Raw genomic sequence first — 11,518 nt, forward strand, 5'->3', positions numbered from 1 at the left:
CCGACGGCCCGCCTCACTCGGCGAGCGCCACGCTCGTCTGCATCCCCTCGGTGTTGAACGCGCTCCCGGCGCCCTCGTCGCCGAGGACGATCACGCCGGCGCCGGACCCCGTGATCGCCTCGAACTCCTCGATCGCCCGGTCCGCCGCGCCCTGGGCGTCGAGCCCCTCGTCGAGGAAGTCGACGGCGCGCCGCGAGAGCGTGACGCGCGCGATGTCCTCGCCGGCGCCCGTCGCGCTCGCGCCGCCGGCCTCGGTACAGAAGAACCCCGACCCGACCTGCGGCACGTCGCCGACGCGCCCGGCAAGTGCGAACGACCGGCCGCCCGTCGAGGTGACCGCCGCGAACGACTCCCCGTCGGTCGCCACCGCGCCGACCGTGTCGTGGTCGGGGGCGCCGTTTTTCCCGCCGTCGCCCTCCTCGGCACCGTCGTCGGACGTCTCCCCCGCCTGGTCGTCGCCCGAGCCGAACCGCGATTCGAGCCAGTCGAGGTGTTCGCGGGGCGACCCCCGCGGCGGGTCCTCGGCCTCGTAGCGCTCGTGTTTCTCGTCGGTGAGCAGGTCGACGCCGGTCTCGACGCCGAAATCGGCGGCGAGATCGACCGCGTGTTCGCCGGAGACGAAGACGTGCGGCGTCTCGGAGTGAACCACGCGGGCGACGCGCGCCGCGTGCTCAACGCCCGGCATCGAGCAGGCCGCGCCGACCTCGCGGTCGGAGGTCATCACGCCGGCGTCGGTGCGGACGACGCCGTCCGACTGGACCGCGCCGCCGACGCCCGCGTTGAACCGGGGGTCCGACTCGAGGACGCCGACCGCGGACTCGACCGCGTCAAGCGGTGACGTGGCGTCGGCGCCGCGCGCTGCCGCGTCGTCGAGGACCGCCTGTCTGGGCTCCGGGTCGTCCGGCGCGCCGCCGGCGCCGCCGTGGACGATGACTCGCATACCGGAGGCTCCCGCGGCGGCCACATAAGCGCCCGGAAGGCGGCGGGAGAGTCGGGGGCATCGTGACGACCGACGACGCCGGGGAGGCGACGAACGGGCCCGCGGTTCGACCGCCCCCGTTTATCAATCGGCCGCCCGAACCGCACGGCGTGACCGATTCGGAACCGAGCTCGGCGTCGACGGGCCCGACGCCGGTGTCGGTCCTGCTCCCGACCGTCCGCTGGACCGACGCCTGCGACGAGGTGGCGGCGCAGCTCCGCGGTCCCGAGGCGTTCGGCGGCGACTGGGAGGGCGGTGAGGGCGACGGTGACCGCGACGCCGACGGCGCCGACCCCGCGGCCGACGAACTGCTCGTGATCTGCGACTCCGCGGACGACCCCGTCGCGGACCGACGCGGCGACCTCCCGGAGCGGGTCCGGATCGTGGTCGCGGGAGAGCCGGAGGGCTGCTCCGGGAAGGCGAACGCCATCGCGGCCGGGATGGAGGCGGCCGAAAACGACCGGATCGCGTGGACGGACGACGACTTTCATCACCCGTCCGACTGGCTGGCGACGCTCGACGCCGACTACGACCGCCGGGGACCGACCACGGAGGTCCCGGTGTTCGTCGGGCTCGACCCGCTCGCCCGGCTGTTCGAGCCGGCGTACGTGATCGGCGGGACGCTCGCGGTGTTCGCGGCCGGCGTCGCGTGGGGCGGCGCGGTGATCTTCGAGCGCGACGACCTCCGCGACGGGGAGGCGGCGTTCCGGCGGGACCTCCGGCGGACCGTCAGCGACGACGGGACGCTCACCGAACACCTCGACGTCTCGGCGGCGGACCGCACGCGGTACGTCGAGGCCGGCGGCTCGCTCCGGGGGTCGCTGGAGCGGTTCGTCCGATTCTTCACGATCACCCGGTACCACGCCCCGACCGCGACCGCGTTCAACGCCGTCTTCGGCGTCGTCATGGCCGCGCTCTGTCTGCTCGCGCCGGTCGCGGGCGTGGCACTCGTCACGGCGCTCGCGGGGGCCGCGTACGCCCGGTTCGGAATCGACCGCGCGACGTTCCTGCTCGCGGCGCCCGGGGTGCTGATCGCCCCGCCGCTGATGGCGTACGCGCTCGCGCGTCGGACGTTCGTCTGGGGCGGGCGGCGCTACCGCTGGCGGTCGATGTTCGACGTCGAGGTCGAACCGGTCTGACGCAGACCGGAGGTAGAACCGGCAAACGCTGCGAGCGCGACGCTCACGCCGAAAACGGCAGGCACTTTAGGGGCCCAACTGAATCCACGAACGTTCATGAGCTACGATAAGGTCGACGTCCCCGACGACGGCGAAGCTATCACGCTCGCCGACGAGGAGACCGGCGAGCTGAACGTTCCTTCGAATCCGATCATCCCGATCATCCACGGCGACGGGATCGGCACCGACGTCGGGCCGGCCGCGCAGCAGGTACTCGACGCCGCCGCCGAGGCGACGGGCCGATCCATCGCGTGGATGCGCGTCTACGCCGGCTCGTCCGCCCGCGAGAAGTACGACGAGAACCTCCCCGACGACACCGTCTCGGCCATCCGCGACCACCGCGTCGCGATCAAGGGCCCGCTGACGACGCCGGTCGGCGCCGGCTTCCGCTCGCTGAACGTCGCGCTCCGGAAGACGCTCGACCTCTACGCGAACGTCCGCCCGACCTACTACATCGAGGGCGTTCCGTCACCCGTGAAAAGTCCCGAGAAGATGGACATGATCACCTTCCGTGAGAACACGGAGGACGTCTACGCCGGCGTCGAGTGGGAGGCCGGCACCGAGGGCGCCGAGAAGGTACGCGACTTCCTCGAAGACGACATGGAGATCGCCGACGTCATCCACGACGGTCCGGTCGGGCTCGGCGTCAAGCCCATCTCTGAGTTCGGCTCGAAGCGGCTCGTCCGCGAGGCGATCGACTACGCGCTCGCCAACGACCGCGACTCGGTCACCCTCGTCCACAAGGGGAACATCATGAAGTTCACTGAGGGCGCGTTCCGTGACTGGGGCTACGAGGTCGCCGAGGAGGAGTACGGCGAGGACGTGATCACCGAAGACGAGCTGTGGGACGAACACGACGGCGAACAGCCCGAGGGCACCGTCGTCGTCAACGACCGCATCGCGGACAACATGCTCCAGCAGCTACTGACCCGCACCGACGAGTACTCCGTCATCGCGACGATGAACCTCAACGGCGACTACATGTCCGACGCCGCCGGCGCGCAGATCGGCGGCCTCGGCATCGCGCCCGGCATCAACCGCGGCCACGGCCGCTGTCTCGCCGAGCCGGTCCACGGCTCCGCGCCCAAGTACGCCGGCGAGGACAAGGTGAACCCCACCGCGATGATCCTCTCGGGCCGCGAGATGCTCGATTACCTCGGCTGGGACGACGCCGCGGACCTCGTGCGCGACGCCGTCGAGGAGACGATCGCCTCCGGGAAGGTCACCTACGACCTCCACCGGCAGATCGAGGGCGGCGAGAAGCTCGCGACCAGCGAGTTCGCGGACGCCGTCGTCGAGAAGATCGACGAGCTGGCGTAAGCGAGGGTTCGAACCGCGCGGAATTTTCGGTTTTATCGGCATCGAAACGCTCCCGTCGAGCGCCGCTCCAGTCTCGGGCGTTATCTAAGATAGCGAACGGGCCGCTTGGGCGGCCCGAGTTTCGATCGGCTGCGCTATCTTCGAAAATTCGCAGTCACAATAGCCACAAATTACAAACCGAACTGCGTAGAAGACACCGCTACAGATTCATGTATTCACAACCGTGTACCTATGACATCCTTAGTTATATATAGTCGGATCCAGAACCGGATGCTGTATGACTTCACACCGAACACGACGTAGATTCCTCGAAGCGACCGGTCTCGCTGGCGTGGTCGCACTGGCCGGCTGTAGCGGAAACGGCGGCGACGGAAGCGACGGTGGAGACGGCGGCGACGGAAGCGACGGTGGAGACGGCGGCGACGGAAGCGACGGTGGCGACACCGAGACGCGCCTGAGCTGGCACGCCGGCGGTACCGGTGGCACGTACTACCCGCTCTCGAACGAGATCAAGACTATCGTCGAGGCGAACACGGACTTCTCGCTGAACGTCCAGTCGACGGGCGCGAGTGTCGAGAACGTCGGGAGTCTCGCGGACGAGTCCGCGGACTTCGCGCTCATCCAGAACGACATCGCGTACTTCGCGAAGAACGGGACCGGCATCGATACGTTCCAAGACAACGCGATCGAGAACCTCCAGGGCGTCGCGACGCTGTACCCCGAAACGATCACGGTCGTCACCCTGGCAGACTCTGGAATCGAGACTCTGGGCGACCTCAGCGGCGCGACGATCAATACTGGGGACCTCGGCTCCGGGACACAGGTCAACGCGAATCAGATTCTCGAAGCCGTCGGGATCACCGACTACAACGAACAAAACGCCGGCTTCTCGCAGGCGTCCGAACAGCTCGCAAACGGCGACATCGACGCGGCATTCGTCGTTGGCGGCTGGCCGGTCGGCGCGATTGAAGACCTCGCGAACACGAACGACGTCAACATCGTTCCCATCACGGGCGAGAACCGTGCGGCCGTCAAGGACGCCGCCTCGTGGTTCGCCGACGACACGATCCCCGCCGGGACGTACACCGGCGTCGACGAGGCCGTTGAGACCGTCGCGGTGCAGGCGATGATCGCTACGAACTCGGGCGTGCCCGCCGACACCGTCGAATCGGTGACTGCGGCCATCTTCGACAACCTCGACGAACTGTCGATCAAGACGGAGTTCATCACCGTCGACAGCGCACAGGACGGGATGTCGATCGAACTCCACGAGGGTGCGGCGGCGTACTTCGACGCCTGATCGGCGCCGATCGACGCACACTGACACACCGTTCGCGCTCGCGTCTCGTGATCGAGACGCGGCGCACCCACACCCTGCTCGATACCACAACACTCACTCCACACTCAACAACCACACGTGGTAACACGTCACATACCCTCACGATTCCGGCTGGCTCCGGCGCTGGCGGTGGTAGCGCTCGCGCTGGTCGTGGCGCTCGCCGGCGTCGCCCTCGCTGCTCCGACTGGCCAGGTGCTCGTCGTCGAGGACATCGACACGGGAGAACACTACATCACACAGCCCGTCGACAACGGAAGTACGGTCGCGCTGGAGTACACCCACAGCGTCGAGAAGACCCCCGTGTACGACGAGTATCGTGTCGAGGGGGACACCCTCGTGAACACACGTATGGAGTTCCAATCGTACGGCTGGGGGCTCCCGTCGGGCGTAAACGTAACGAACGTTAACGGTACCTTCGTATACGATCCGCCGGGACCGATCATGACGCTCGAAACGCTTTCGGTCTCACCCGGCCGGATCGCGAACCACTCCCTGATCGTCGAGGATCAGCAGTATGACTTGGTTGCGGAGACGAACGCCACCGACGTTCGCATTCGCGTCGAGCACCGGACGCTAACGGACGTATTCCAATGAGCACGAATACCACACAACCCGGCGAAGGCGAGGAGATTTCCAGAGAGGAGGCCGACGAGATCATCGACGAGATCGAGCGCCGGCGGTCGTTACACGGGCTCGCCGCCCTTGCCGTCGCCGTGATCGGAATCTCTTTTTCCCTGTTCCAGCTGGTGCTCGCGGCGCGGAGCTTCACGTTCGTGGTTCCCCTCCCGTTCGTCGAGGACTTTCAGGTCTCGTTACAGCTGCTACAGGCTAACGCGATCCACGTCGCGTTCGCGCTCGTGCTCACGTTCCTGATGTTCCCCGCGAGCATGGGCGACGGGTTCGTCTCGCAGAATTTGGGACGCCTTGCCGACGGCGTCGAGGACGCGTTCGGTTCCGACGGCCCGCTCGCGACAGCGGTCAATCGGATTCGAGGAGCGTTCCGCTGGGCGTTTTTGGATCCCAATCGGAGCCGCGTCACCCCCTTCGACGTGCTCTGTATGATCGCGTCCGGGCTCTCCGCGTTCTACTTCCTGACGGAGTTCGCGGAGATTCAGGACATGCGCTTTTTCGGCCTCGAAGGCGGCCGACCGGTCACCGGTGTCTACCCGTTCCTCGAGCCGATTCTGGGCGGGATCCCGTTCATCAGCGAGTACTCGTACGCGATGATTCTGGGTGTTCTCGGCGTCCTTCTGGTGCTCGAAGCCACTCGACGGACGCTCGGGCTCCCGCTCATGCTCATCGTCGCCAGCTTCATCGTCTACGCCCGGTGGGGGTACCTGATAAGCAGTAGCACGCCGTTCCTCGGACTGCTCGCGATCCCGGAGCTCACCTGGCCGGACATCGTTCAGAACCTCTGGTACAACACCGAAAACGGGGTGTTCGGTATTCCGGTAACCGTCTCCGTTAGCTTCATCTACATCTTCATCCTGTTCGGGTCGTTCCTGGAGATGAGCGGTGCGGGCCAGTGGTTCATCGACCTCGCGTATGCCGTCACCGGTCACCGAAAGGGTGGCCCCGCGAAGGCGAGCATCCTCGCGAGCGGCTTCATGGGGACCATCTCGGGCTCGTCGATCGCGAACACGGTCACCACGGGCGCGTTCACGATACCGCTCATGAAGCGATCGGGATACTCGCCCGAGTTCTCCGGCGCGGTCGAGGCCTCGGCGTCCTCCGGCGGACAGATCCTCCCGCCGGTGATGGGGGCGGCGGCGTTCCTCATGGTCCAGTACACCGCCACGCCGTTCCGGGAGATCATCATCCTCGCGACCATCCCCGCTATCGTCTTCTTCTTCGGCGTCTGGGTGATGGTCCACCTCAAGGCGGTTCAGGAAGGTATCGGGGGGATCGAAGACGCGGAGTCCGAGTCACTCGGGACACACCTGGCGCGCGGGTGGTTCTACCTCGTGCCGATCGTGCTCCTCCTCTACTACCTCATCGGTGCGCGACTCTCGGTGTCTCGCTCCGCGTGGTTCACGCTCGTGGCGCTGGTGTCACTTATCACGTTTCTCGCGGCGTACAGCGAGGAGACCCGCGCGTTCCTCCTCAGTTCGATCGCGGTCCTCTTCGGCGTCGAGCTAGCGAGCTACGTCGTGGCGGGCGTTCCGGTGAGCGGTCTGGTGGGTGGTAACGCCGGCGCGGGGATCCCGATCGCGGAGGCGTTCTCGATAGTCGGCCCGCGGATCGGTTGGTACGCGATGCTCGCCGGCACGGTGACGATGCTCGTGTACTCGGACGTCCAGTCCAAGGTGCTCGACCTCAATCCCACCGTCCAGAACGCGGCCGAATCGGCCGGCGATCGAGCCGGCCGAGACCTCGGTGACAACCAGCTGTTCCGGGTCGGGACGTTCGTCGTCAAGTCGATGGAGGAGGGCGCTCGAACGGCCGTTCCGGTCGTCATCGCGGTCGCGGCCGCCGGGATCATCCCCGGCGTCATCAGCGTCTCCGGGCTCGGCCCGAACCTCACCTCCCTCCTCTTGGCGCTCTCCGGCGGGTCGATCGTCGTCATGCTGCTCGTGACGGCCGTCGCGAGCATCATCCTCGGAATGGGGATGCCGACGACGGTCACCTACATCATCCTCATCTCGATGCTGGCGACGCCGCTCGTCGAGTTCGGTATCCCGGAGCTGGCCGCACACCTGTTCATCCTCTACTTCGGCGTCATCGCCGACATCACGCCGCCGGTGGCCGTGGCGGCGTACGCCGCGAGCGGCGTCGCAAAGTCGGACCCGTTCGAGACCGGAGTGAAGGCGTTCTCGCTGTCGCTGAACAAGGCGATCGTTCCCTTCGCGTTCGTGCTCGCGCCGGGGATCGTCCTGCTACGTGAGAAGGCGAACGCCGCCGATCTACCGCTCCGCGACCGATACCGTGTGGTCAACTTCTCCGACCTCGCGGAGCTGTCGTACTCGGTGCCCGAGATCCTCGTCCCCGTCGTCGGCGTCTTCCTCGGCGTGGTCGCCCTCGGCGCCACCATCATCGGAACGCTGTACACTCGGGTCGACCGGTTCGGTCGAATCGCGTTCGCGCTCAGCTCCCTCCTGTTGATGGCGCCGGGGATGCTCTCTACGTCCGTCTTCGACATGCTCGCGCTCGTCGACGTGACCGTCTCCGTCAACGCGCTCCTGCTTGACGTGACGCTGCGCGGTGTCGGGCTCGTGTTGTTCGTGCTGTTCACGCTTCGGAACCGGCGAGCGTTCGACAGCGAGGGCGACGAACCGCCGGGAACCGACAGGACGACGAGATCGGCCGAAGCCGCCGCCGGGTCCGAGTCGACCTGAGCGGCGCTCTCGGTCTGCCCCGGACTTTCGGACGGCCGGTTCGGCCGCTTCGACGGCGAGCCAGCACCGTCAGCGTCTCCGTGCGAACGGAGCCGGGGACTTCCGCTGAACTCACCCCAGCCGCTCGTCGAGGATGAGCCGCGTCTTCGTCGACTTGACCTCGTCCATCTCGCGGGCCTGCGTGATCAGTTCGTTGACCGCGCGCGTGTCGACCGCGTCGACGACGAGGACGACGTCCTCTTCGCCCGACACCTGCCAGACGAAGTCCACCTCTTCCCACTCCACCATCCGCTGGCCGACTTCGTCCGTGTTGACGTTCATCTCCACCGAGATCTCGATCATCGCCTTCACGTTACCGGTGCGGGTCGTCACCGTGAACCGCTCGATCACGCCCTCGTCGGTCATCCGGTCGACGCGGTTGCGCACGGTCCCCTCGGAGGTCCCAACCCGGTCCGCGATCTCCGTGTACGGGGTCCGCGCGTCCCGTCGCAGGATCGAGAGGATCCGTCGGTCGAGGTCGTCCATACCGGTCCGTCTCTCGCCCGTCGCCTTACCCGTTACGAATATCGTAACGAACCTTCGAACGACGCATTTATTATCCTTTGCGCGTACGTTTCTCGTAATGTCGGACGCCTACATCGCGCTGGCCGACGGACGCGTGCTCGAAGCGCGCGCCCGTTCGCCGGGGCGGACCCGCGGCGAACTGGTGTTCACGACCGCGTACACCGGCTACGAGGAGTCGCTCACTGACCCCTCCTACGCCGAACAGATCCTCACCTTCTCGTACCCCCTGATCGGGAACTACGGCGTCCGAAGCGAGCGGTTCGAGTCCGAGTCGGTCCAGCCCCGCGCGGCGATCGCCCGCGAGCTGACCGACGACGTCGCCGACTGGCTCGCCGGCGAGGGCGTGCCGGCCGTCGACCACGTCGACACCCGCGAGATCGTCACCACCGTCCGCGAGGAGGGCGCGATGGCCTGCGGGATCGCCGCCGGCCCGGACGCGACCCCCGAGGATGCGGTCGAAGAGATGGAGGCGTGCAAGCCGATGAGCGACCACGTCGACATCGGCGCGCAGGTCTCGGTCGCCGAGCCGACCGTCCACGAGAGCGCCGACGGCGTCGGCGTCGACGTCGCGATGCTCGACTGCGGCGCGAAGGGCTCGATCGTCTCCTCGCTCACCGAGCGCGGCGCGGACGTCCACGTTCTCCCGTACGACGCGACCCCAGAGGACGTGGCGGCCATCGACCCCGACGTGCTGTTCGTCTCGAACGGCCCGGGCGACCCGGAGAACTTCGTCGCCGCCCAGGAAGTCGTCGACGAGTTCGCGGGCGAGCTCCCCCTCGCGGGGATCTGCCTCGGCCAACAGGTGATCACGAGCGCGCTCGGCGGCTCGACGGAGAAGATGGCGTTCGGCCACCGCGGCGTCAACCAGCCGGTCAAGGACCTCCGCACCGACAAGGTCGTGATGACCACCCAGAACCACGGCTACACGGTCGCCGACACCGGCCCGCTCGAAGTGACGCAGGTGAACGTCAACGACGACACCGTCGAGGGCCTCGACAGCGAGGAGCTGGACGTCATCACCCGCCAGTACCACCCCGAGGCGAACCCCGGCCCGCACGACTCGCTCGGCTTCTTCGACGAGGTGCTCGACCTGGCGACCTCGTCGCGTCGAGTCGCGGCTGACTGACCGCTCGGCGCACCGAGTTCCCGCTTTTCCGGTTCCGGCACCCTCCGCTGACCACACGGAGTACCACTCGGTCGACGCCCGCGACGTTCCTCCCGCTGCATTTCTCCTTCGCCCTTCGGGTCCGTTCCGCGTTCGCCGCGGACCGGCGACGTTTTCTCCCGTCCCCCCGCAGGGTGACACATGCCAACCGAGATCCTGCTCACCAACGACGACGGGATCGACGCCGTCGGGATCCGGGCGCTCGCGGACGCGCTCTCGCGCGACTACGACGTGACGGTCGTCGCGCCCGCGACGAACCAGTCCGGCGTCGGCGGCGCGCGCTCGTGGTGGGACACGACGGTCGACTACACCGAGACGGACCGCGGCTACGCGGTCGAGGGCACCCCCGCGGACTGCGTCGCGGTCGCGGACGTGGCGCTCGGGCTCGACCCCGACGTCGTCGTCTCCGGCTGCAACCACGGGCCGAACATCGGCGCGCACATCCTCGGGCAGTCCGGCACGGTCGGCGCCGCGATGGAGGCCTCCTTCCTCGGCACGCCCGCGATCGCGGTCTCGCTGTACGACCGCGGCAACCTCCCCGTGCCGCCGACGCTGGACAACGGCGACTTCGCGGTCGCCGGCGAAGTCGTCGCCGACCTGCTCGACCGCGCCGAGAGAGGGGAGCGGGACAGGAGCGACGGCCCGCTCGCACTTCCCTTCGGCGCCGACGTGCTGAACGTCAACGTCCCGGCCGCGGACGACGAGGCGGCGGCGGACCCCACCTACCGGCTGACCGAGCCCGCGCGCGGCTTCGACGTGATCGAGTTCCGTCCGGGCGAGGAGGGGCCCGAGGACGAGAACGTCCCCGAGGGCTGGGAGTTCGGCGAGCGGCGCGGCGAGATGGGGATGGAGCTGCGCGACCGCTTCTGGCGGGAATTCCTGCGCGGAAACGTCCAAGACGACCCCGGCTCCGACCGCCGCGCGGCCGTCGAGGGCGAGGTGAGCATCTCCCCGCTGTCGAGCTCTCGGTCCGTCGCGGGCGAGAAGGCGGGCGACCTCGTCGAGCCGGCCCGGGGCGCGGAGACTGGCGCCGACTGACCTCAGCGCCGTCGCCGACGCCGGGGGCCGCTGCCGGCGAACTCCGCCGCGAGCCGCCCGAGGTACCACACGACGACGAGGCCGAGGCCGAATCCGGCCCCGGTCGCGGCCAGGAGCTGTATCGGCGACGGGTCCAACTGGAGGGCGATAAGCGGCGGCGAGGCCGTGACGATCGCGAGCAGCACGAGCTTGATCTTCCGGTTCCCGGCGTCTCGCTCCGCCTCAGAGATGGGTCCTACCACCGCGCTCCCCCTCGCGTTCCGACGGGCACCGACGCGACGCTCATGCGCTCACCACGCGCCCGGCGACTATCAAGGCGACGAACCCGTTCGGGTCTCCGGCGCTCTTCGCCCCGACACGCGGTGACGGCTGGCGCGCGACGAGGCCGGCGCGCGACGAGGCCGGCGCGCGACGAGGCCGGCGCGAGAGGTCGGCGCGCGACGACCAATCGACCCACTGGGTTCCGCTCTTTGAAAAGCGTCTCGACAGTTCACGCCGGTAGCGGACCGTTACCGCCGTGAACGGTCTGGGTCGTTTAAGCCGATCCGAGCGCTCGTGTCGGATGCCCCTACCCGCCGTCCCGAACGTCGCCGCGGCGCG

General features: G+C 68.0%; 10 protein-coding genes. 7 read left to right on the forward strand and 3 right to left on the reverse strand.

All coding sequences use genetic code 11. The annotated features are described in order from the left end of the window. Window positions 1–13: 13 nt before the first annotated feature. Window positions 14–940, reverse strand: coding sequence for an isoaspartyl peptidase/L-asparaginase (locus tag J7656_RS03320; RefSeq protein WP_017343876.1), 927 nt, complete (start codon window positions 938–940; stop codon window positions 14–16). 149 nt (window positions 941–1,089) lie between these two features. On the opposite strand from J7656_RS03320, the gene J7656_RS03325 reads away from it, so the two are divergent. From J7656_RS03325 to J7656_RS03345, 5 genes are all read left to right on the forward strand, one after another. After that, window positions 1,090–2,118 (forward strand): glycosyltransferase family 2 protein, encoded by a 1,029-nt coding sequence (locus tag J7656_RS03325; protein WP_211554081.1) that lies wholly within the window; start codon window positions 1,090–1,092, stop codon window positions 2,116–2,118. Between the two features lie 96 nt (window positions 2,119–2,214). Further along, window positions 2,215–3,477, forward strand: coding sequence for an isocitrate dehydrogenase (NADP(+)) (gene icd, locus J7656_RS03330; protein WP_017343878.1), 1,263 nt, complete (start codon window positions 2,215–2,217; stop codon window positions 3,475–3,477). A gap of 277 nt (window positions 3,478–3,754) precedes the next feature. Beyond that, on the forward strand, window positions 3,755–4,777 hold the full coding sequence (locus tag J7656_RS03335; protein WP_211554083.1) for a TAXI family TRAP transporter solute-binding subunit: 1,023 nt from the start codon (window positions 3,755–3,757) through the stop codon (window positions 4,775–4,777). 168 nt (window positions 4,778–4,945) lie between these two features. Beyond that, window positions 4,946–5,410, forward strand: coding sequence for a DUF1850 domain-containing protein (locus J7656_RS03340; RefSeq protein ID WP_211554085.1), 465 nt, complete (start codon window positions 4,946–4,948; stop codon window positions 5,408–5,410). Next, window positions 5,407–8,151 carry a TRAP transporter permease gene (locus tag J7656_RS03345; protein ID WP_017343881.1) on the forward strand — a complete coding sequence of 915 codons (2,745 nt, stop codon included), beginning with the start codon at window positions 5,407–5,409 and terminating at the stop codon, window positions 8,149–8,151. The genes J7656_RS03340 and J7656_RS03345 overlap by 4 nt, the downstream gene beginning before the upstream one ends. Before the next feature lie 111 nt (window positions 8,152–8,262). Here J7656_RS03345 and J7656_RS03350 read toward each other — a convergent pair whose 3' ends face one another. Then, entirely contained in the window at window positions 8,263–8,676 is a 414-nt protein-coding gene (locus J7656_RS03350) for an Lrp/AsnC family transcriptional regulator (RefSeq protein WP_211554087.1), read from the reverse strand. A gap of 97 nt (window positions 8,677–8,773) precedes the next feature. On the opposite strand from J7656_RS03350, the gene carA reads away from it, so the two are divergent. Together carA and surE are read left to right on the forward strand one after the other, a co-directional pair. Next, window positions 8,774–9,841: a glutamine-hydrolyzing carbamoyl-phosphate synthase small subunit gene (gene carA, locus J7656_RS03355; RefSeq protein WP_017343883.1), complete on the forward strand. Its 1,068-nt coding sequence runs from the start codon at window positions 8,774–8,776 to the stop codon at window positions 9,839–9,841. 180 nt (window positions 9,842–10,021) lie between these two features. Further along, window positions 10,022–10,918, forward strand: a complete 897-nt coding sequence (gene surE, locus J7656_RS03360; RefSeq protein WP_017343884.1) for a 5'/3'-nucleotidase SurE — start codon at window positions 10,022–10,024, stop codon at window positions 10,916–10,918. A 2-nt stretch (window positions 10,919–10,920) separates the two neighbouring features. Here the strand turns inward: surE and J7656_RS03365 are convergent, their stop codons facing one another. Then, window positions 10,921–11,160, reverse strand: a complete 240-nt coding sequence (locus J7656_RS03365; protein ID WP_017343885.1) for a hypothetical protein — start codon at window positions 11,158–11,160, stop codon at window positions 10,921–10,923. Window positions 11,161–11,518: the final 358 nt, after the last annotated feature.

It is taken from the genome of Halorubrum ruber (assembly GCF_018228765.1).
Taxonomy (GTDB): Archaea; Halobacteriota; Halobacteria; order Halobacteriales; family Haloferacaceae; genus Halorubrum; species Halorubrum ruber.

What these genes read in the sequence shown, in the direction of transcription:
- J7656_RS03350 (WP_211554087.1), bottom strand. Translation starts at nt 8,676, where the DNA reads ATGGACGACCTCGACCGACGGATCCTCTCGATCCTGCGACGGGACGCG.
- carA (WP_017343883.1), top strand. Translation starts at nt 8,774, where the DNA reads ATGTCGGACGCCTACATCGCGCTGGCCGACGGACGCGTGCTCGAAGCG.
- surE (WP_017343884.1), top strand. Translation starts at nt 10,022, where the DNA reads ATGCCAACCGAGATCCTGCTCACCAACGACGACGGGATCGACGCCGTC.
- J7656_RS03335 (WP_211554083.1), top strand. Translation starts at nt 3,755, where the DNA reads ATGACTTCACACCGAACACGACGTAGATTCCTCGAAGCGACCGGTCTC.
- icd (WP_017343878.1), top strand. Translation starts at nt 2,215, where the DNA reads ATGAGCTACGATAAGGTCGACGTCCCCGACGACGGCGAAGCTATCACG.
- J7656_RS03345 (WP_017343881.1), top strand. Translation starts at nt 5,407, where the DNA reads ATGAGCACGAATACCACACAACCCGGCGAAGGCGAGGAGATTTCCAGA.
- J7656_RS03320 (WP_017343876.1), bottom strand. Translation starts at nt 940, where the DNA reads ATGCGAGTCATCGTCCACGGCGGCGCCGGCGGCGCGCCGGACGACCCG.